General features: G+C 38.6%; 16 protein-coding genes. 10 read left to right on the forward strand and 6 right to left on the reverse strand.

Translation table 11 applies throughout. The features are described 5' to 3' along the window. Window positions 1-682 precede the first annotated feature (682 nt). Window positions 683-1,168, reverse strand: a complete 486-nt coding sequence (tnpA, locus tag AC0L7T_RS14290) for an IS200/IS605 family transposase (RefSeq protein ID WP_473343338.1) — start codon at window positions 1,166-1,168, stop codon at window positions 683-685. Window positions 1,169-1,192: 24 nt separating this feature from the next. After that, a complete protein-coding gene (hsdR, locus tag AC0L7T_RS14295) occupies window positions 1,193-3,565 on the reverse strand; it encodes an EcoAI/FtnUII family type I restriction enzme subunit R (RefSeq protein ID WP_473343372.1) in 2,373 nt (790 codons plus the stop codon). Window positions 3,566-3,888: 323 nt separating this feature from the next. Here hsdR and AC0L7T_RS14300 point away from each other — a divergent pair, with 323 nt between their 5' ends. Next, window positions 3,889-5,127, forward strand: a complete 1,239-nt coding sequence (locus tag AC0L7T_RS14300; protein WP_473343339.1) for an alpha/beta hydrolase family protein — start codon at window positions 3,889-3,891, stop codon at window positions 5,125-5,127. Between the two features lie 966 nt (window positions 5,128-6,093). Beyond that, complete coding sequence (locus AC0L7T_RS14305) at window positions 6,094-7,215, forward strand: patatin-like phospholipase family protein (protein ID WP_473335966.1); 1,122 nt, start codon at window positions 6,094-6,096, stop codon at window positions 7,213-7,215. Between the two features lie 482 nt (window positions 7,216-7,697). Here the strand turns inward: AC0L7T_RS14305 and AC0L7T_RS14310 are convergent, their stop codons facing one another. Beyond that, window positions 7,698-8,591, reverse strand: coding sequence for an SDR family oxidoreductase (locus AC0L7T_RS14310; RefSeq protein WP_473335967.1), 894 nt, complete (start codon window positions 8,589-8,591; stop codon window positions 7,698-7,700). Window positions 8,592-8,819: 228 nt separating this feature from the next. Then, on the reverse strand, window positions 8,820-9,896 hold the full coding sequence (locus AC0L7T_RS14315; protein ID WP_473335968.1) for a serine hydrolase domain-containing protein: 1,077 nt from the start codon (window positions 9,894-9,896) through the stop codon (window positions 8,820-8,822). Window positions 9,897-10,046: 150 nt separating this feature from the next. Between AC0L7T_RS14315 and AC0L7T_RS14320 the strand changes: the two genes are divergently transcribed. Together AC0L7T_RS14320 and AC0L7T_RS14325 are read left to right on the forward strand one after the other, a co-directional pair. Then, window positions 10,047-10,259 carry a hypothetical protein gene (locus AC0L7T_RS14320; protein ID WP_473335970.1) on the forward strand — a complete coding sequence of 71 codons (213 nt, stop codon included), beginning with the start codon at window positions 10,047-10,049 and terminating at the stop codon, window positions 10,257-10,259. A gap of 112 nt (window positions 10,260-10,371) precedes the next feature. Further along, the gene (locus tag AC0L7T_RS14325; RefSeq protein WP_473335972.1) at window positions 10,372-11,514 is read left to right on the forward strand and encodes a serine hydrolase domain-containing protein; all 1,143 of its coding nucleotides are present in this window, start codon (window positions 10,372-10,374) and stop codon (window positions 11,512-11,514) included. Between the two features lie 43 nt (window positions 11,515-11,557). On the opposite strand, the gene AC0L7T_RS14330 is transcribed toward AC0L7T_RS14325, so the two are convergent. After that, entirely contained in the window at window positions 11,558-13,336 is a 1,779-nt protein-coding gene (locus AC0L7T_RS14330; protein ID WP_473343373.1) for a helix-turn-helix domain-containing protein, read from the reverse strand. Between the two features lie 370 nt (window positions 13,337-13,706). Here AC0L7T_RS14330 and AC0L7T_RS14335 point away from each other — a divergent pair, with 370 nt between their 5' ends. Next, entirely contained in the window at window positions 13,707-14,357 is a 651-nt protein-coding gene (locus AC0L7T_RS14335; protein ID WP_473335973.1) for a hypothetical protein, read from the forward strand. A gap of 90 nt (window positions 14,358-14,447) precedes the next feature. Beyond that, window positions 14,448-14,672 carry a hypothetical protein gene (locus AC0L7T_RS14340; RefSeq protein WP_473335974.1) on the forward strand — a complete coding sequence of 75 codons (225 nt, stop codon included), beginning with the start codon at window positions 14,448-14,450 and terminating at the stop codon, window positions 14,670-14,672. Window positions 14,673-15,351: 679 nt separating this feature from the next. Here the strand turns inward: AC0L7T_RS14340 and AC0L7T_RS14345 are convergent. Further along, window positions 15,352-16,377: a helix-turn-helix transcriptional regulator gene (locus AC0L7T_RS14345; protein ID WP_473335975.1), complete on the reverse strand. Its 1,026-nt coding sequence runs from the start codon at window positions 16,375-16,377 to the stop codon at window positions 15,352-15,354. 97 nt (window positions 16,378-16,474) lie between these two features. Between AC0L7T_RS14345 and AC0L7T_RS14350 the strand changes: the two genes are divergently transcribed. The 4 genes from AC0L7T_RS14350 to AC0L7T_RS14365 all read left to right on the forward strand — a co-directional run bounded on the left by AC0L7T_RS14350 (window position 16,475) and on the right by AC0L7T_RS14365 (window position 21,551). Then, a complete protein-coding gene (locus AC0L7T_RS14350) occupies window positions 16,475-17,056 on the forward strand; it encodes a hypothetical protein (RefSeq protein WP_473335976.1) in 582 nt (193 codons plus the stop codon). 61 nt (window positions 17,057-17,117) lie between these two features. After that, window positions 17,118-18,515 (forward strand): 3' terminal RNA ribose 2'-O-methyltransferase Hen1, encoded by a 1,398-nt coding sequence (locus AC0L7T_RS14355; RefSeq protein ID WP_473335977.1) that lies wholly within the window; start codon window positions 17,118-17,120, stop codon window positions 18,513-18,515. Then, window positions 18,508-18,972 (forward strand): hypothetical protein, encoded by a 465-nt coding sequence (locus AC0L7T_RS14360; protein WP_473335978.1) that lies wholly within the window; start codon window positions 18,508-18,510, stop codon window positions 18,970-18,972. The genes AC0L7T_RS14355 and AC0L7T_RS14360 overlap by 8 nt, the downstream gene beginning before the upstream one ends. Next, window positions 18,969-21,551: a polynucleotide kinase-phosphatase gene (locus AC0L7T_RS14365; RefSeq protein ID WP_473335979.1), complete on the forward strand. Its 2,583-nt coding sequence runs from the start codon at window positions 18,969-18,971 to the stop codon at window positions 21,549-21,551. The genes AC0L7T_RS14360 and AC0L7T_RS14365 overlap by 4 nt, the downstream gene beginning before the upstream one ends.

Below are 21,551 nucleotides of genomic sequence, written 5' to 3' on the forward strand. Positions count from 1 at the left end.
CGAGGTCTAACTTTCGTCATATTTCACCCATTTTGATCCTGAAGGGATCATATGTTTATAGAAACAACAAGCTAATTTATAGATGCGACCCCAACGGGATCGAACAATCAGAAGCATAATCCTTAGCTATAAACATTTGACCTTTATGAGGTCTCACATAATCCGTATTATACCCATTAATTGATCCCAAAGGGATCGCATGTTTATAGATGCATTACGGTATAGAAAGATTCGACCCCTACAGGGTCGGGTAGATCCGGATTGTAACCCTAATTCTATAAACATTTGACCTCTTTGAGGTCAAAACTTCGCCATCTTCTATCCAAACTTGATCCTGAAGGGATCATATGTTTATAGAAACAACAAGCTAATTAAAGATGCGACCCCAACGGGGTCGAACAATCTGGAATTAAACCTTAGCTATCATTAATTGATGCCAAAGGGATCGCATGTTTATAGATGCATTACGGAATAGAAAAATTCGACCCCTACAGGGTCGTGTAGATCCGGATTGTAACCCTAATTCTATAAACATTTGACCTCTTTGAGGTCAAAACTTCGCCATCTTCTATCCAATACTTGATCCTGAAGGGATCATATGTTTATAGAAGAATTACAGTAAGGAAAGGTCCGACCCTGACGGGGTCGCATTATTCCGAAATATGCGTTTTTCTATACCTTTCTAACTCCTAGATTCCTTTCTTTCGTCATCATCAATCCAATTAAATAAATACGTTTCGTCGTATTCAACTTCAAATTTCTTCAAAAATTTTATGTATTCTTCCTTGAATGATTTTTTCGTATGATGTTTCTTTTGATCTTGAATATATTTGATCACTCGATTTAAATCAGAATGAGAATAAGAAAAAGCCCCATAACCTTCCTGCCATTCAAATTTCGATTTTGTAAATTTCTTTTCCTTGATAAATGTGTTGGACGACTTTTTAACTTCCCGCACCAAATCAGATAGGCAACAAGAAGGTTTCATTCCTATTAAAATGTGAATATGGTCCGGCATGCCATTAATGGCAATTAATTTCTGTCCTTTATTGGTTATTATCCCTGTAATGTATTTATACAATTCTTCCTCCCATTTCTGAGAAATCAAACTAGGCCGACCTTTTACTGCCATTACCACCTGAATATATATTTGCGAATACGTACTCATTTTCAAATTCTATTAATGGCCTCATTAGGCCGTTTGATAAATTTCGTTTTCTAATTCTTTAATCGCAATATCAAAATCCTTCCGCTTACCAAAAGCACGAACAAGCTCTACAGGCGACCCAAGTAGATTCAAAGGCTGCACTTTGAGAATTGATCCTTCCTCTATGGTAGTGATCCCTTCTTTCTCGTACTTATCCAAAAGACTGGTCAACACTTCCTGTGCCTTTTTACTGTACTTGGAAAAATAATTCCGCTTACGAACGTTTTCGGCTCTTTCCTTTCGTGTAAGCGGAGGTTGATCAAAAGCGACGTGGCAAATTAAGTCAAAAGCATCCATTTCTTTCCCAACTTCCTCCCTTAATGCTTCCAATAAAATTCCCTGCTCGGCAAGCTCACTAAGCAATGCCTCTTTCTTTTCTGATTCAGACCACTTTAGAATAAAAGCATCGAGAGAAGAGAAATTTTTATCGATGTTCTTTCTGGTATAATCCTTCAGCGATTCTGTGATTAATCTTCCGTCTGCTCCGAAATACTGAACCCTTTCGTTGATCACCATAACAGATACATCATTCACATAGTACTTTTTAGGCTCAACATTGGGGTCCTCTTCGATTATATCAATGTTGGAGGGTGTTTCATCGTACTCGAGAGGTACTTTATCAGATTCCATGTCAGGGTTTTCTTCAATACCTTCCTCTGGCGGAACAGGGGAATCATCAATTCCCGGTTCATAGATTTGAACCGGATCACCATCGAATTCTGGATCAGCAAAAAGGTTCGTAGCTTTTCGAAAATCCATGATAGTGAAAAACAGTTTTCCTTCTGCTTCCCGAATCCGAGTACCTCTACCCACGATCTGTTTGAATTCTGTCATAGATGCAATATTGGCTTCCAATACTATCAGCTTTACCATCTTGGTATCAATTCCGGTAGTAAGCATTTTCGAAGTGGTAGCAATCACAGGAAAACGCTCTTCCACATCGGTAAAATTATCAAGCTCTCTTTTACCCACTTCATCATCGCCAGTTATCTTCACCACATAATGTGGATGCTTGGCTACTAGGTCGGCATTGGCATTGATCAGTGCCATTCGCATTCGCTGTGCATGTTCAATATCTATGCAAAAGACAATCGTCTTCGCAAATCGATCGGTAGCTTTTAGGAATTGAGTGATTTTATCGGCAATCAATTGTGTCCGCTGATCGATGACCATTTTGCGGTCATAATCCTTCAGGTTATAGATTCTGTCCTTGATTTCGTTGCCGTATTTATCCAGCATTCCGGCGGATGGTCTCCAACCTTCATCCAAGTTTGTTGTGATTCTCACTACTTTATAGGGAGCTAGAAAACCATCCATGATTCCTTGTTTCAAGGAATAGGTATAAACTGGTTCCCTGTAATAATCCATATTGGAAATGTCCTTGGTTTCCTTTGGCGTGGCAGTCATTCCTATTTGAGTTGCTCCTTCGAAATAGTCTAAAACTTCTCTCCATGCCGAAGCTTCCGAAGCTGAACCCCGGTGGCATTCGTCCACGACAATAAGGTCAAAAAAGTCCTTGCTGAATTCTTTATAAGCATTTTTCTCTTCCTCATTGCTCGTCAATCCTTGATACAGCGCAAAATAAATCTGATAGGATTTATCAATCTTTCTATTCTTGATGATATGCATTATATCATTTCCGAAAGGGGAGAAGTCCCCATTTTTAGTTTGGGTCAAGAGGGCATTTCTATCTGCAAGAAATAGAATTCTCTTTTTTAGTCCTGTTTTCCATAATCTCCAAATAATATTAAATGCAGTGTAAGTTTTACCTGTTCCAGTAGCCATGACCAAAAGTATGCGGTTTTGCCCATTGGCTATTGCTTCAATGGTACGATTGACAGCATTTACTTGGTAATACCGTGGATTCATTCCACTTTCATCTATATGATAATCTTGTTCGACTATTTTCCTTTTCTCAGGTTCTTCTAGGTCTTTGTATTTGAGGTATTTTGACCAGAGTTCATCAGGTGAAGGAAAGGAGTCCAAAGAGATTTCTTCCTCTATTTTTAAGTTGTTAGTTTTATCATGAAAAACGAAAGAATCTCCATTTGAGGTAAATATAAAAGGAAGTTGCAGAATATCAGCATATTCAAGTGCTTGTTGCATTCCTGCGCCAACAGCTTTATTATTGTCCTTTGCTTCAATTATCGCAATTGGGATCTCATTCTTATAATACAGGATGTAGTCCGCTCGTTTCCTTTTTCCTCGAGTATAAACGCTACCTTGAACGATCACTCGACCATCAGTGAAAAAGACTTCTTCACGAACTTGCTTTTTGATATTCCACCCAGCTTTCTTAATAGCAGGCGTGATAAATTTGGTGCAAATATCTCTTTCGGTCAGACTTTTTTTATCCATTAGAAAAATTTCAGGTACTGTTCCTTTTCTAAAGATATCGTTTTGAATGAAAACGAAAAAATCTTTCTTTTTATCATTGGTTAATATTTTAAAATTAAACTTTGTAGGAGTCGAATAATCCATTTTAATTCTTCCTTAAATCCACAAACCTTCCAGGTTTTGTTAAAAATCAGTCTGATGTTAAAATTCGGCAATTGAAACCTGGAAGGTTTTATCACTATAAGAACTAATTAATTAAAGAAATAGGGTGCGGAATTTAGGTTCTTCATGATTTCAGCAATATTATTCTTATTTTGGAACAAAATATTCCAAAAACCATCGGCATGAAAAAAACTATTTTAATTGGCTTAGCGCTTATTTTTTTACAAGGGCTTGTTATGGCTCAAACGGGACTTTCTCTGCCTCCGGCACTGGAGGGAGAAATTCCTTGGGATTTAAAGGTCTTATCCCAAGCGCCTGACTTTGAATGGCTGGACCAATCGGATTCTGTTTGGTCCTTGACCTATACTGGTGAGGAATATGAAGGACAGGTGACGGAAGTATTCGCCTACTACGCCAGTCCGGCTACAATTGGAGGAAAGGATGTCGAAACAGGGGATTTTCCTGGAATTGTACTGGTTCACGGTGGGGGAGGAACGGCTTTTCGCATTTGGGCACTGGAATGGGCTGAAAGAGGCTATGCGGCCATCGCTATGGATCTGGGTGGAGACCAGCCATTACCCACTGATCAACAGGACAATCCATGGGGTTCGAAGCGCAGCCGCATGGAAACTGGCGGCCCCAAACAGAACGACGTTTACAAGTTTTATAAGCTAGGTGAGGCTTTTACAGCACAATGGCAATACCATTCAGTATCCAATATCGTCAGGGCACACTCTCTTATCCGATCCTTTACGGACGTTAATCCGGATAAAACAGCCATTACCGGTATTAGTTGGGGCGGTTATTTGACCAATTTGGTAGCAGGGGTGGACCAGCGCTTTGCTGCGGCAGTACCGGTGTATGGATGTGGCTTTTTACAAGAAGGCAGTGCCTGGGACAAACAGTTTGATTCCCTTGGGGTCGTTGAAACCCAACGTTGGGTAAAACTTTGGGACCCTTCCAGTTATGTGGGAAATGCAACAGCTGATATGCTATTTGTTAATGGAACCAATGATTTTGCTTATTTCGTTGAAAACTGGCAAAGAACAGCCAATCTGGCCAAGAATGCACAGTATACACTGATACCGGAAATGAAACACAGTCACCCACACGGAGCAGCACCCGAGGAAATTTACCGCTTTATCAGTACTCAGTTGGAAGATAAAACCGAATTTATTAGTTCAATTAAATTAAAACAAAAAGGGGGGAAGGCGAAGTATTCTATTTCGCATGGTTCCAATGAAGTTTACCTGGCTTACACTGCCGATACCAAACGTAGTCCTGAAAGAAAATGGGATTTGATACCATTAGATAAGGCAAAAGGTACGGTCACCGTTCCTTCAGATGCCAAACTTTGGTATATCTATTGGGTTGATAGTTTGGGCAATCGGAGAAGTAGTGAGGTGAAGGGATGGGAGTAGGTTTTAGTAAACCCCTCATATGAAATAAGGTTTGACCGCCTTGATTTTTTTGGCTCGTTTTCTCATCAAGTACTCCCTGAACACCTTAGCGGATCAATTAAGTTTGATTGGATTAATTTAATAACCGTCAACCTGAATATTACAATAAGTTAGATGGAATTGGGCTAACTTAATTGGAAAGTGAAAATTTTGCTATTGTTCGGCAAAAGATCTTTTAGCCTCTTCATTTCTTTTTCCCCTGAGTTGCTTTGCTTCAGGGCAGGCCCTGATTCACTAAGGTGTTCAGGGCAGGCTTAGATAAAAAGAAACGAAGCAAAGAAAAATCAATCCAGCAGAAATCTCCTCCCCGCAAGGCCGGTCGCCGCCTCGCTCTCTGGCAGGCCTCCGCACTTTTTGCGATAGTGATACTTTAATAATGCTTTAATTGGAAAGATTACCACTTTAAACTTTGAAAACCTTATAGAGATTAACGAGAATTTGTTTTTGGAGCGAGTTTAGAACGGTTGAAAGGCCAACGCGATTAAGGAGGTTACTTAGAGTAACCTCCTTAATTATCCGAAACTTGGAGAACTGATTTTCCTTATTTCTTCCAAGCACTTTTTATTTTACTTAGCTGAAGTGAAGAACTCTTATGATATTTTCATACAGGGTATCGGGTAGAAATCTGACAAAGTTTTGTACAAATTAAAGTACCAATACTTCATTGATATCTGTGAAAAATGCCCAAGGTTGGGTATTGATTAATGTTGAATATTAGCATAACTTAAACTATCGATTCTTGCGGTTAAAACGAACATTAAGGCATTTTATAGTATTCAGGATATTGTAATTGATAGTCTCAGAATCAGCTCAGCATCGGTAGAAGTCCCCTTTAAAGGGTCTATTTTCATTGGTCAAATTTTCGAATCTTATGATTTCCATTTAACCAAATCGGTATGAAAAGAATTGCAACTAATTTTTATACTCATGGCAAATAAAATCTATTCTCAAGAACGTGTACTTGTTATTTCAGGTGGTGGCGCAAGGGGAGCTTGGGGAGGCGGCCTTGTGGAAAATCTAGTTGTGGACAAAAAACTCAAATATAGTATGGTCATAGGAACGAGTACTGGTAGTATGATGACACCATTGATCGTACAAAAAGACTTTAAAAAGTTAAGATCGATGTATACAGGTGTATCTCAATATGACATATTCAACGTTAATCCATTTAAAATTAAAAAGAATGGGGATAAGATTGAGACTGAAATAAATCTTTTTAAGGCAATATGGCGGCTGATACGTGGTAAAGAAACATTTGGAGAATCAAAAAATTTAATGAAGCTTTTAGATAAGACTTACGATAAAAGCAGGTATTCTGATATCGTTAACAAAGGACAATTTATAATCGCTGTTAATAATTTCTCAAACTCTCATTCTTATTTCTTTCATTCGGAGGATTATAAAAATTCAGAAGAGGAGCGTGAATTAATGCTCCATCATATCTGGAGATCTGGTAACCAGCCATTGTTCATGAGCTTAGACTGCACCACTCAAAGTCAATTTGATATAGATGATGGGAAAGATATGGATAAGCAACCCTTTAAGGTTGGAGATTGCTGGGTAGATGCAGGATTAAGAGATAATGTACCTCTATTAAGGGGAATGAAATATATTTTAGATAACTCAAATTTTAAAGAAGATAATACCATTGATGTTATTATAAACAACACAGACAGTATTAATTTGGATAACTTTGAAAAAAAGAAAATATTTCCGTCATTAATGAGAACTTTGAATATATTACTTTATGATGTTCGTTATAATGATGTGGATATTCCAGGAAAAATAATTCAAGAATACATAGATACAAAATATAACCTCGACGATGAACCTTTGGGAAAAATCACGATAAAGTTGTATTTCATGGATCAAAAGAGTTACGAGCAGCATTCAGCTGACCTATATTTTAATGAAGAAAGCATGAATAGGATATGGGAAAATGGATATAGTTTCCTAGCCAATGGAGGTAAGCCTAGAACCATTGATTTATCAAAAGATGTAGCAATACTGATGGTTCAGGAAGCACAGAAAGAAGGGGCCTTATTTTAATAATAGGCTTGAAAATCCCATTTATATTGATAAAACAAAGATTGGTATTGAAAGTTGACTTTAATAATTATAGGGACGACAATTTAGTATAAGGATTAATTATATAAAAACAAACCTAGTTGTACCGAATGACCTAATAAGGGATACGGAAAATAAGAGACTAGTTAAAATTATGGTGTAATTTGTTTTAACATAAAACCCACCGTTATGACACTGGAGCTGACAGAACTTATTTTATGTTAATCTGAGAATCGGGAGCACAAATCACAATGTGTGAATCATCGAGAAATATTGTAATCGCAAAAATTCAGGCTGTTTGGAAATTGAGTCGTAGCACATCTATGGTTGTCTTTTCTACCGACAGCTAAAGACGAATAATGGTACAAAATAGCTGATTTTTAAGGCATTGACTCATATAATAGTCCTTCTATCCCAAATTTTGAATGTAACAAATCATCAACTATAAATTGCCGCTTTACATTCTAAATACCCAACTGTTGTTTTTTATTGCCCTTATATTTATAAAGCTGGTCTGCCTCTCGGGCTAAGAAAGATTGGAGTCTTTGTACACCATACCTCGGAGCAATATTGTCTTGTCCCATCATGGTGAGAAAAAACTCAAAAGGCCCATAGGTTTTGGAAGTGGTAAATACTCTCATTAAGCCTATCGTTAGTTTCCTGATCCAGTCTGGTAGATGAACAATGTTAACAGGTTTCATACATGCTGTCAGTGCCATTTGAGCAATTTCGTTTTGCGTTAGAATGTCTGGTCCTCCAACGATTAATTCAGGTTGATGATTATCTATTGATTCTATAATGACCTTTGCCAGGTCAGCCCCGTGAATGGGATTTAGCTTAAATTTTCCTTTTCCAAAAAGATATACTGTGCCTTTTCTGGCCATGTCAAGGAAATCAGTCATATCAGAAAAGAATCCATTTGGTCGAACAATCGAATATTCCATCCCCGATGCTTTAAGGGAATCCACAAATCTTTCTTTAGCCGCTACAATTTTGAGTTGCCGCATATTGTCTCCATTGATTACCGATACATAGATAAATTTATGAATCCCTGCCTTCTTTGCCTCATTGAGCAAATTCATATTGGCTTGAAAATCCACGTCCATGTAATTGAGGCCATCTTTCTGTCGCGTAATGCCCACCGTGGATATCAGGACATCTGCATCCTTTAGTTTTCCGTGAAGGGTCGAGCTATCAGTGACCTCAGCCTTAATGATTTGTTCTGGTTTAAGACCTTGTTCCAGAAGTTTTTGGCCGTTTCTGGCTATTGCCTGAAAAGGAATTTTCTGACTCATTAGTTCTTTTGTAAGGTGACTACCCAGGTATCCGGTAGCCCCTGCAACAATTATTTTTTTCATCGTATTTGTATTTTAGGAGCAGGGCCAATTCTCATGACCCCACCATTTTAGTTGTTATAAAATAGTTTAAAACCAAAGGCTAGGGTGAATTTGCTGCCTTTCAAATTTTCGAGTTCACCCAAGCTTATACATTGCATTAACAATCTTTGGCATTTCAAGCGTTGTATGGATTGCTAAATAAGGCCAGCAAAGTGACCATAATTTCATTATTGTTATTTTTTTCGAGAGTTAGAATTCCTTGTCCATGATTGTTTCTAAAATTTTATTGCGTTGCTCTCCCTGATCTTGTTCGTTACTGAGTAGGATAATCAAACCCTCTGATTCCGGTAACAGTACCAAAAGACTGGTAAAACCGTCGATATCTCCTCCATGATGATAGATAACCTGTTCATTGATTTTTAGGGTAAAAAATCCGGCTCCGGGTACATTGATACTGTTTTGCTCCATTGGCGGAGCAAATATTAATTCCTTTTCACCTGCGGTAAAAAAATCGGAAAGCAATGCTTTTCCCCATTTTTCAAGGTCCTCAATATTGCTTTCTATCTCACCTGCACTGTAGGCAATCTCCATTTGATAAGGACCTACTTCCTGCCCATGGTCATAGCCTTTGGCTCTTCCTTCTCCACTTATGGTATCAGGGCCTTTGCCCGTATGGTTTAAATTAAGTGGCATATAAATATTTTGGTTCAAATACTCCTGGTAAGACAGGTCTGTAAGTTCTTCTATAAGTAGGCCCAGAATCAAATAGTTGGAGTTGGAGTAAGCGAAGAATTCTCCGGGAGAAAAGTCCAAACCATCCTCTTCAATGGATTCAATGATAATATCAAAAATTTCCTCTGTATCAAAGTGGTAATTGTTTTCTTCAGCATAGTTTTCAACCGGCCCCACATAATCAGGAATACCGGACTGGTGATTCATCAGATGTTTGATTGTTATTTGGTCTCCATAAGGGAAATCCGCTGCAAAATCACTTAAAGTTTGATCCAAACTATTGATATAGCCATCCCTTTTGAGCTTGACCACCGCTGCGGCGGTAAAGGATTTGGTAATAGAGCCTATGCGGTAGATAAGCTCGGGATCATTTGGGATATTATTGGCTTGATCAGCCATGCCAAATCCCCTTTTCAATAAATAATCATCTCCTTTGCTGATCAATACACTTCCCGTAAATCCTAATTCTTCCAAATAGGCTTCCGCAGAATCATATTCAGAATTAGCATCGGTAGGAGTGTTACCATCCTCCTCAATACAAGAAGCTAAACTTATCAAGAAGGCCATTGCCAGCATAACTTTTAATTTTCCCATTAGCATTGTCATTTCGTTTTGTTTTCAAAATTTTAAGATGATTCAAAATTAGCCGGAAGGGGTGTTGCGATCGTCTCAAAATGTATAATGGGACCGGCTTATGAAATTCAGGACTACTTCATGGCTTTTTTGAAGACAAAAAGTTTGTGAGTGTCCTCAACAAGGATTATAGGGGTAGAATTAAACCCGAAATATGCAATAGACAATCTATTACGTGCTGAAATCGCTTCAAAATACCCAATCGTTGCTGTTTTCAATTTCACCATAGCGGTGTATGCTAAAATCTCCAAACAGCCTGATTTTCTTGCGATTGCAACACTTCCCGTAAACACGGGACAGGCTATCACGAATCCTATTACATAATCCGGGTTAAATAAATATTGCTGAAGAAGTGCGGGATTTCACCGGAAGAGACATTCAGAACGATATTCCCTCAAGTAGAGAAGACCTTTGTAGCGTACAAAATCAAAAGAAAATGAAAAAGTTAGCTACAATACTTATTTACTTGACAAGTGCCATTGCCTTGCTGGCACAAGAAAATCAGGACAAGGTAATTCAAAGGATTGATCGATTATTGGAGAAAGAACTGAAGAAGGAAAATGTACACAATGTATTCCTGTCCCTTTATTCTCCTACAGATGATTTTGAATGGCATATGGCCAAAGGAACATTTAAGGATGGGAGGGAATTGAGCATTCAAAACCCTTTTTATACGGCCAGTATTGGCAAAACCTTTACAGCTACTGCCATCGGGATACTGGTAGATCAGGGGAAGATTAGCTTTGAAGATCCAATCGCGAAATATTTGACACCTGAGTCAATGAAAGGTTTGCATATTATGGACGGAGTAGATTATGGGGATTCAATTCGCATTTCACATCTTCTGCAACATACATCCGGGTTACCCGATTATTTTGGGGAGCCACTAGATGGATCTCCAGGCATCTTTGATTTGATCGTGGCGGAACCCCATAAATTTTGGGAGCCAGTAGACCTGATTTCTTTTTCTAAAGCTCATTTTAAGCCCTCTTTTGCTCCTGGTACGGGATATGAGTATACGGATACTGAATACGTTTTATTGGGAATGATCATTGAAGAAATAAGTAAAATGAAGCTTCATGCGTTTTTTACAAAGTACCTCTTTGAGCCACTTAGCATGAATCATACCTATTTAAATCTGAGATCAAAGGCTAAACACCCTATGCTTGATATGGCAGAAATGTATGCGGGAGAATATGAAATAAGTTCCTTTAAGAGTCTGAGTGCAGACTGGGCTGGTGGAGCCATTGTTTCCACCGGGAAAGATCTGATCACCTTTCAGGTAGCCTTAATGCAGGGCAAGCTCTTGGCTGACAAAACCTTTAAAAAAATGCAGCAATGGATACCGGAAACAAAAGGTATGTCGTACGGATATGGCTTGCGTAAAATTGCCTTTAAAGAGCTTTTTCCAACCTTACCTAAATGGGAGGTTATTGGTCATTCCGGACTTAACGGTTCCTCCATGTATTACTGTCCTGATTTGGATGTGTATTTAGCTGGAACGCTCAATCAACTGGAATCTTCCAAAGATGCTGTCTTACTAATGGTGAAAGTATTAATGGCCCTTAAAAAGCTTTGAATAGGAATAGTAGGGTAGCCTATTAAAGTATTCAAATTTGAATTTACCCTTTTTGCTTCTTAACCCAGGCCTTGGGTGTCAGTCCTGTATTTTTTCGGAAAAATTCATTGAATACAGACTTTGAAGTAAAGCCACTTTCGTATGCCAGGCCAAGTAGCGTGAGGTGGGAGAGGGACGGGTCTAGTGCTATTCTCTTAAAGGCCTTTAAGCGGTAGCCATTGATGTAGTCATTAAAGTTTTTACCAATTTTTTCATTCAATAAACGAGACAGTTTATTGGGATGAAGGGAAATAACCTCCGCCAGACTCCGCAAAGTCAAATTGGTATCCAGAAAAAGCTTTTGCTGCACCATTTGCTGTTCCAACTCACTAAGATATCGTTCCGTTTCCTCTTTGGTCAACATATCCTTCTTCCCGGAATCAGTTATTGTTTCTGTAGGCTTTGGCTGCCTTTCCGCAAAATAGACCTGGTCCAGTTTTTGAAAGGCTGGTAATTTCCGAAGGGGTTTAAGAAAGATTTCATGCTTAAAATAGACCATTTGTCCCATCCGATGGTCTATCTTTTCCAGCAGTGACTCCATGGCCTGTTCAGGAGCTATTTGGGCACGTAAAAACAGGTCCCAGGGCATAAGTGGTCGTGGTTTTAGGTTACCAATTGTATTTGCCAATGCTTTGACCTGCTCAGTTTCTTCTTGCGTTTTCTCATGGACGAGACTAAACAAAAGGGTGGGCACTCCGTCTCGCAATTCTTCAGGAAGATACGCCAACCGAGCAAGGCCATCTTTGTCCTTTAACTGGATGCAACAGGCCAGCCAGAGGTGCTGTGCAAGTGAAAATGAAGCATCTATTTCCAGCGACCGTTCACAGGCTTGCAAAGCTTGGTCGTATTGGTTTTGGTGGTAATAAATATTTGCTTTTGTATAATGGTGATTTGGGGAAAGTGGGTTTCTTTCCAGGCTTCGGTCGATATACTGCATGGCAATGTCAAAATCTCCCCGGGCGGTAAGTACCTCTGCCATGCACTCATTGATTTCAGCGTCATAGGGATCAATTTTGATTCCAGCCTGGAGTAGTTCGATGGCTTCATGGTCTTTCCAAAGCCCCCAGAAAGCATGAGTAGCCAGACAGTGATAGGCATAGACGGAATCTGCTTTAATATCCGAACCCAGCCTAAAGAAGTGTTCCGCCCGATCGAAGGAAGCTTGCTTTGGTTTCCCTCCCCAAGAGCCAAGAAGGCTGTGACACAAGCCGGCACCGAAGTAGGGGAGTGCAAAGGACGGGTCAAGTTCAAAGCTTTCCTGGAAATAATAGGCTCCCTTTTCAATGTCCTGTAGGTTCCATTTTTTCAATTGAAAACGTGCTTTCAGATAGACTTGATAAGCCTTAATATTTTCCGTAGGTGCTTTCACCAATTGGTCTACAATAGAGAGGTGTCCAAACTCCTCACGAATGCTCTCTGAGATAAGCAGAGAAATTTCGTCCTGTAGTGAAAATATATCATCTAACTCCCGATCAAAATTCTCCGACCAAAGATGAAAGCCATTGTCCGTTCGAATAAGTTGTGTGCTAATGCGAATTCGGTTACCTGCTTTCCTGACGCTGCCTTCCAGTACGGTTGCGACGCCCAGCTTGTTACCGATGATGCGTATATCTACCTTTTTTCCCTTAAAAGCGAAAGAAGAAGTACGGGCAGTAACCTTAAGCCCCTCAACCTTGGTCAGGGCGCAAATGATATCTTCGGTCATCCCATCAGAGAAGTATTCATTCTCAGGATCTGAGCTAAGATTCTCAAGTGGAAGTACAGCAATGGATTTTTGATTCACCAACTTTTTAAAATGCTTGATTAAAATAACCAATTTCCAACTTAAAAAACAAGAAGGATTACAAGCCATCGTACAATCCAGGATTGCCTGTAATTTTTGGTCTAAGAGAGAATACTGGAAGCTAATCAGATCAACCACTTCCATCCCTAATACTACATAGACTTTGAAGGAGTTCAGAACTGTATGATTGTCAGAGCACTAGTGTAGCATTAGCATAACTCAAAACGTTCTAAAACTCACCAATAAGTCCACAATTTCATATCAGAACGATTGGCCTTGTTTTCTTGCTCATTTTTGTTCTGTCAACAGGTACAAGTGTCCACTGATAACTACAAAAAAATATTATTTCAAAAAATTAACCATCTTAATCATGAAAAAGTTACTTATTCTCGTTTTCAGCTTTCAAATTTTTACCGGCTTTGCCCAGTCAAACAATGAAAAAGCCATTGAATCTGCTGTAAAGTACAAATATCGGGTAAGTCTTCCCGGAATTATTTTGCCTCAGTTGGTGCAAGATTCCTGGACCGATCAAACCCATACACAGCACATAGAACTTCATGTAAAACGCAACTTAGACAACAAAAACATCATTGGCCTTAAACTCGCCAGCTGGAGATTATTTCAGCCCATGGGCATATTATGGTGGGACGGGCTTTTGGACAAAGTGGATTCCGGAAGCGAATTTTATCCCGGACATGTGCGGGAAACCGGCATAGGGTTTAGTTATCAGCGCATGTTATGGAAAGGACTGTTTGCCACGGTAGAAGTTTTGCCTCAGTTTAAAACCTATCTGGATGAGGACAATAATAAAATTGACAATGGTTTTAAGCTGTACAATTCCTTTCACCTTGGTTATCATATTGGTTTTGGTAAAAGCAAACGCTTCTTTATAGAACCTCAAGTTCATTCCCAGTTTTGGGTATTTGACACCAATACGCCTGAAGAATTTAAAGTACTGGATGACAAATGGAGAAATTATTTCCTCTTTGAACCCAATATCTACATAGGCATGAAATTTTAGTATTGCAGGCCAATAAGGAAAGATAATAGCCTGAATTACTAGTATTTACAAAGAAATTACAATCAATCCATTCAATAAAAATTCAATACCATGAGAACTGATAGAAATATACAAATCGGAACAACAATAGGTGTAGCCATAGGAACCGCTATAGGTATCGCCATAGGATTAAGCATAGGCATTACCATGCTGGGGATTCTTAAAGTAGACATGAATAGCCAGCTTACATTTTGGATCAGCACAGGAATGGCTGTGGGCGGTGGAATTAGCTTGGTAAAACATGTCTTGAAAATGTCAGGGAAGACCTATGAATAGTTAGCGGGGTTTTTATGGCAAAGTGCTTATTGAGTGAGAGTTGCACAGGGTAATTTCTAATCGCTGAGAATCCCTAATTTTAGATTAAACCGTACTATTCCCCAAATAACGGGAAATAGAGCATTGGTAGGCTGCTGGTAATTCTCCAGATTCAGACTGCAACTTTACGAAAGTCATTAGGAAAACTGGTGAGAAAATTATTAATAGCTGCGCAAGGGTTTGCGAGCTTGACCTGACTATTGGAAACCTTTGCGCAGCTATTTACTAGAAGCACTAATTAAAGAATAGGTTCACCACAAGCAACCTGAAAATGTTTTGTACTGGTGGATGGTTTATACAGTTGTAGGATTGGGTACAAATCGGCACCATTGTATAAGCGAACCGTGATTTACTTTAACATAACATCTATCGTTATAGAACTCCATTCTATAACTGATGTTATGTTAATCATCCGCTGCGCGTCTGACCGCAAATCACTACGATTGTTATATAATGTCCTGCGTTATGTTAATGTAAGCTTTGGGATCTGCGTGGGGAATAATTTTTTCTTTTAAAAGGAGGGAAGAAAAGAGTTTTTTTCATGGGTTAGGATGGAACACTCTTTTGGCATCCTTGGATTGTGGGAGGCTTTGAGCGGATGACAAATGTTTGTGAAATTTGGGGTTGGGTCTTGTAAGTACTATGATTCACTTTTTGTTTCATAAACCCCAACTGCCGTTTTGAGCTTTGAGAGAATTCGATTTCTCAATTTCTCAGGTTTGATTACCTCAATGGATTCCCCAAACCCCAATATTTCTCTTTCCAGTTCAAAGTTGATCTGAACTTCTAGCGTAATCTCAATCCCTGATTTAGATGTTGAAATGACCTCTTGAGAACTATGCAACGGTTTTGTGATAACATAGGGAGCATTCTTTCGATCTACTCTTAAATGAATTTTTTGTGGTCTTCTATTACGCTCAACAGTAACACCAATTACATCTTTATAATAGCTCTCAGGATCAAATTCCTCATTTTCATCATACGTTACATTAGCAGCAATTGAAATGTCCTTTATTCTATCTAGTGCCAAGGTAATAAGTGGCTCACTTGCACTCTTCTTACCTAGAACAAACCACCTGTTTCTAAATTCCTTAAGCAGGTAGGGATGTAGGTTTATTGTATTTGGAGTTCTTGCCTTGAAAGATTGGTAGCTCAGTTCTAAAACCTGCTTTTTGTGAATCGCCTGATAAATATCATCAAGGTATGATATGCCTCGAAGATTCTCGTTGGTTTCAAGCAGAACGATTGACTTTTGCTTACTTTTTGCAGACCGAACTTTGTCCTCCAACCGTTGAATCATCCCTGTCATTTCCTGGAAATGTGAGAATCCTTTGAATTGCCGTAGAATATCTACTACTTCATTGAGCTTGTTTAGGTCATTGTCTGTCAGAGGGTTATTAGTGATTGAATATTCAGGATTTTCATAAGTGTAGTATTTATTCTCTGTGACAACAATTGGAGCGTTGTAGCCAAGTTTATCGCTTCTCATCAACTGAATATCAAGTTGCAAAGTACGCTTGCTGACACCTTTATCTATTCCTTCATACTCATATAAAGCCTCAGAACAAGCCTCTATCAAGTCTTCAAGCGTCCATTTTCTGTATCTATTTCTTAAGCACTGATCTATTGTTCTGAATCTAATAAGCGCATTTCTATTGACAGGCATGACTTTTTTTCACAAAATAACAGATATATTAGAAGTACGCAAAAATATTGCGTACTAGTTACCCACCTTTGTTTTCGAAGATTAGAAATCGAAGGAAATGGAAGCACTAAAAGAGAGAATATTCAAGGTTATAGAAAGGCAAATTGATGTTAAGGAATTTGAAAACTGGCTCTATTCTGAAACAAGTTTGGCGGAAAGAATGGATGATGATTTAATCCTTGAATTGTACAGCTTCAATTATAATCAACGAGGAGTTGACTATGAATTTAGAAAACTGTTTCTCTCATTTTTCAATGAAAAAGAGTTTACAGACTGGAAGATCATAGTAAATCTTGAGACACTTTCAGTAGGCTGTAAGGAGCCTGAAAGAATTTTGGCAGATTTCTATGATTTGGGATATGAGGATTATCCGTATCTATCAAGCCTCGGTTATTATCAGTATGAATTAGAGGATTGTGAATATTATGGATGGAGTAGAGAAAAAATGATTCTAGAGATAGGCAAAGAAGCAAAACAACTTCTCTTAGAAATTCAGGAATGGCTGCTCACTTCTTCAAATACTGATTTGAGCAGGTTTGAACCCAAGACAAAGAAAATTGATATGATTCCCAATAACATTCCAAAATATGTTATTAACCCACAAATTAATTCAAGTAAATGGTGGGAATTTTGGAAATAAATTTTAGTGCGCAAAAAGATTGCGTAGCTTGTATTTTACTTAGCGTTATCAATAAGAAATAATGTTACTAAATATATCAACAACACATACACCCGCAACAGATTTAAGCTTTCTGTTGCACAAGCACCCAGATAAACTACAATCAGTAGAGTTATCAACTGGAGAAGCTCATATTTTCTATTCAGAAGCAACAACTGAGAATTGCTCTGTCAATCTGTTATTGGATATCAATCCAATCGAACTAGTTAAGAATAGCAGGAACAATACAAGTGATTTTGCCTTGGCTCATTACGTGAATGATAGACCATACGTAGCTTCTTCATTTATGAGTGTGGCTATTTCGAAAGCATTTTCAACAGCTCTAAATGGTAAATGCAGCAAACGTCCTGAGTTGGTAGATCAGGTAATGGATTTCGATGTTAAGATTTCCGTTCTTCCTGCCCCAAAAGGTGGTGAACTATTGATAAGGAAACTTTTTGAGCCTCTCGGATATGAAGTATTACTTCAAAGACACCAATTGGATGATAATTTCTTGGAATGGGGTGATAGTAAGTATTACACATTGAACCTCAAAGGATCATGCAAGCTCAAAGAGTTGCTATCACATCTGTATGTTTTGATTCCAGTCCTTGATACCAATAAACACTATTGGGTGAGTCAATCTGAAGTAGAAAAGTTACTTCAAAAAGGAGAGGGGTGGTTAGGCAATCATCCTGAGAAAGAGCAAATCACAAAACGATACCTCAAAGGAATTGGAGGTTTAACGAGAAATGCGTTAGACAGACTGATTGAAACTGATTTAGAGGAAGAACCTAATGAAGCTGAAGAAGAAAATGAGGTGGTCAAAGTGAAAGAAACATTGCATCAGCAAAGATTAAAATTGGCTCTGGAAGAGCTGAAGATTTCTGGAGCTAAAAGAATAGTTGATCTGGGTTGTGGTGAAGGCAAACTTCTAAAAATGCTTTTAAAGGAGAAGCAATTCGAAGAGATTCTTGGAGTGGATGTTTCCTATAGAACATTAGAAAAAGCAATGGAAAGATTGTATTACAATGAAATGCCTCCAAAGCAAAAAGAGAGAATCAAACTGATTCAGGGGGCTTTGACCTACAGAGACAAGAGATTAGATGGATATGATGCAGCCGCCATCATTGAAGTGATAGAGCACTTGGATTTGAACCGACTAAGATCATTTGAAAGAGTGGTCTTTGAATTCTCAAAACCAAAAATGGTTGTATTGACCACTCCGAATAGAGAGTATAATGAACTTTTCGAAAGTATGGCAACTGATTCATTCAGACATACCGATCATAGATTCGAATGGACAAGGCAAGAATTCAGTGATTGGGCTGGACAAGTAGCAAATTCTCAAGGGTATGATGTTGAAATCAAACCTGTTGGAGAAGAAGATAAAAAAGTAGGTGCGCCATCTCAAATGGCCATTTTCAAATTAAATGATTAATAGAATTAAAAATATCGCAATTGGAATCGTGGTGGTGCTTCTTCTGCCATTAATTATTGTAATAATCATTATTGTAATTCCTTTCGCAATCGTTGACGATTTTAGATCGAAGAGAATGCTTAAGAAGTGGTTAAGGAATAACGATTACTCGTATTTCTTCATTTACACTACTGGTAAAAGGAAACGAAAATTCATTGAAAGTACAGTTCTTCCACAATTAAATAAAGGTATAGAGCATGCCACTTTTGACGGTAGAGAATTCAGTGGCTTCATCGATACAAAAATTGCGAGAATGCTCTCGATATATGACAATCATGGTTTTCCAATCATCGGAAAAATCGAGGAAGGGAAACTTACGCATGAATCATTAAAAGTAGAATTTCAAGAAATGGTAATTCGTAATAAGAACGAAAAAGCCTTTGTCTCAGAGGTTCAGGAAAGGATTGATAAATTATGAATACAAAAGATATAAAAATACCAGAACTATCATTGGTAGTGCTTGTTGGAGTTTCTGGCTCTGGAAAATCAACTTTTGCTAAAAGAGTCTTCAAGGAAACAGAGATCATATCTTCTGATAAGTGCAGAGCAATTGTTTCTGATGACGAAAACAATCAGGCGGCAACAGATGATGCATTTGAGTTGTTACACTACATCTCATCAAAAAGGTTAAAAAATGGTCATTTAACAGTAGTTGATGCAACCAATGTTCAAACCGAGGCTCGGAGACCTTTAGTTCAATTGGCGAGAGAATTCCACTGTCTTCCTGTTGCCATTGTACTTGATGTTCCCGAAAAAGTTTGTCAGGCTAGAAACGATGAAAGGGCGGATAGGACTTTTGGGAAACATGTAGTGAGGCAACAGAGGTCTCAGCTCAAAAGGTCAATAAGAAATCTAAAGAGGGAAGGATTTAGGCATGTTCATGTCTTGAGTTCAGTCGAAGAAATAGATGCAATTCAGTCTGTTCAAAGAGAGAAACTTTACAATGATAAAAAAGAGATTAGTGGCCCATTTGACATCATTGGTGACATTCATGGGTGTATTGATGAAACTATCGAATTGCTCACGAACCTTGGCTATAGTGTAGAGGAAACAGATTATGACAATGAATCTTTTGGATATAAAGTAGCTAACCCGGTAGGAAGAACAGCCTTATTTCTTGGAGACCTTATTGACAGAGGCCCCAATTCGCCAGCTGTACTAAAACTAGTCATGAGTATGGTGAAATCAGGTGTCGCATACTGCGTTCCTGGAAACCATGATATGAAGCTTCAGAAATATCTCAATGGAAGGAATGTACAAATTAAGCATGGGCTTGAACAAACCGTAGAACAACTGACTCATGAAAGTGAAGAATTCAAGAACACAGTTAAGGAGTTTTTATATGGCTTGGTGAGTCACTACGTTTTTGACAAAGGAAAATTGGTGATTGCTCATGCAGGATTGAAAGAAGAAATGCAGGGGAGAGGAAGCGGAGCAGTTCGATCATTCTGCATGTATGGAGAAACCACTGGTGAAACAGATGAGTTTGGATTACCTGTAAGACATAACTGGGCTGCTGATTACCGAGGAAAGGCAATGGTAGTTTATGGACATACGCCTGTTCCCGAAGCACAATGGTTGAACAAAACCATCGATATCGACACTGGATGTGTATTCGGTGGTAAACTAACGGCACTTAGATATCCTGAAGAGGAATTGGTATCTGTTCCTGCTAGAATGATGTATGCTGAGCCAGCTAGGCCTTTGGAAGTGGAAAGTGATTCTGCATTGACTCATCAGCAAGAATTGGATGATCTTTTGGATATCGATGATGTCATTGGAAAAAGGATTGTATCTACAAGCCTTAGAAACAACATTACTATCAGAGAAGAAAACTCTATTGCTGCCCTTGAAGTAATGAGTCGATTTGCGATGAACCCCAAATGGTTAATCTACTTGCCTCCAACAATGTCACCTTCTGAGACGAGTGAAATTGATGAGTATTTAGAGCATCCAAAGGAAGCAATGAAATACTTCAAAAGTCAGGGAGTCGATAAAGTAGTCTGTGAAGAAAAACACATGGGTTCAAGAGCGATCTTGGTGGTTTGCAAAGATGAAAATGCTGTAAAGGAGCGATTCGGAATTGAAAATGAAGGAATAGGAGCATGTTTTACAAGAACGGGTAGAAACTTCTTTAATGATTCAGCACTAGAAAAAGCCTTTTTGAATCGAGTTCAATTGGCACTAACCAATTCTGGATTTTGGGCTCAATTCAATACGGATTGGGTTTGTTTAGATGCTGAGTTGATGCCTTGGTCTGCAAAAGCACAATCACTATTGAAAGACCAATATGCATCTGTAGGAGCATCAGCTTCAGCTGCCTTGACCGATGTGATTGACAATCTAAAAACTACCCAAAAACGAGGGATTGATGGGGTAGATCAACTACTCGAAAACTTTAAGGTAAAAAGTGAAATGATCACTGATTATACTAAAGCCTATGGCAACTATTGTTGGCCTGTTAATGGACTGGATGATTACAAATTAGCTCCGTTTCATATTCTGGCTACAGAAGGGGAGACCCACATGAGCAAGAACCATGAATGGCATATGGAAACGATTAAATCAATCTGCGCGGCTGATCCTAAAATGATGATCGCAACACCATATAAAATGATTGATTTAAATGAAGAATCTCAAATTCAATCAGCCATAGAATGGTGGACAGAACTGACTGAAAAAGGAGGAGAAGGCATGGTTGTGAAACCATTAGAATTCATCTCTCACGGTAAAAAAGGGCTAGTTCAACCTGCTATCAAGTGTAGGGGGAAGGAATACTTGAGGATTATTTATGGGCCAGAATATTCAAGTGATGAGAATATGAAAGTCTTGAAGAATAGAAGCCTTGGTAGAAAGAGGTCTCTGGCACTCAGAGAATTCGCTCTCGGTGTAGAGTCACTTGATCGATTTGTTAAAAAAGAACCGTTGAGAAAGGTTCATGAATGTGTATTTGGAGTAATGGCTTTGGAAAGTGAAGCGGTTGACCCGAGATTGTAG

It is taken from the genome of Cyclobacterium sp. 10D3-21, from assembly GCF_055809755.1.

What these genes read in the sequence shown, in the direction of transcription:
- AC0L7T_RS14325 (WP_473335972.1), top strand. Translation starts at nt 10,372, where the DNA reads ATGAAAAAGTTAGCTACAATACTTATTTACTTGACAAGTGCCATTGCC.
- AC0L7T_RS14315 (WP_473335968.1), bottom strand. Translation starts at nt 9,896, where the DNA reads ATGGGAAAATTAAAAGTTATGCTGGCAATGGCCTTCTTGATAAGTTTA.
- AC0L7T_RS14355 (WP_473335977.1), top strand. Translation starts at nt 17,118, where the DNA reads ATGTTACTAAATATATCAACAACACATACACCCGCAACAGATTTAAGC.
- AC0L7T_RS14350 (WP_473335976.1), top strand. Translation starts at nt 16,475, where the DNA reads ATGGAAGCACTAAAAGAGAGAATATTCAAGGTTATAGAAAGGCAAATT.
- hsdR (WP_473343372.1), bottom strand. Translation starts at nt 3,565, where the DNA reads ATGGATAAAAAAAGTCTGACCGAAAGAGATATTTGCACCAAATTTATC.
- AC0L7T_RS14365 (WP_473335979.1), top strand. Translation starts at nt 18,969, where the DNA reads ATGAATACAAAAGATATAAAAATACCAGAACTATCATTGGTAGTGCTT.
- AC0L7T_RS14360 (WP_473335978.1), top strand. Translation starts at nt 18,508, where the DNA reads ATGATTAATAGAATTAAAAATATCGCAATTGGAATCGTGGTGGTGCTT.
- tnpA (WP_473343338.1), bottom strand. Translation starts at nt 1,168, where the DNA reads ATGAGTACGTATTCGCAAATATATATTCAGGTGGTAATGGCAGTAAAA.
- AC0L7T_RS14300 (WP_473343339.1), top strand. Translation starts at nt 3,889, where the DNA reads ATGAAAAAAACTATTTTAATTGGCTTAGCGCTTATTTTTTTACAAGGG.
- AC0L7T_RS14310 (WP_473335967.1), bottom strand. Translation starts at nt 8,591, where the DNA reads ATGAAAAAAATAATTGTTGCAGGGGCTACCGGATACCTGGGTAGTCAC.
- AC0L7T_RS14345 (WP_473335975.1), bottom strand. Translation starts at nt 16,377, where the DNA reads ATGCCTGTCAATAGAAATGCGCTTATTAGATTCAGAACAATAGATCAG.
- AC0L7T_RS14340 (WP_473335974.1), top strand. Translation starts at nt 14,448, where the DNA reads ATGAGAACTGATAGAAATATACAAATCGGAACAACAATAGGTGTAGCC.
- AC0L7T_RS14305 (WP_473335966.1), top strand. Translation starts at nt 6,094, where the DNA reads ATGGCAAATAAAATCTATTCTCAAGAACGTGTACTTGTTATTTCAGGT.
- AC0L7T_RS14335 (WP_473335973.1), top strand. Translation starts at nt 13,707, where the DNA reads ATGAAAAAGTTACTTATTCTCGTTTTCAGCTTTCAAATTTTTACCGGC.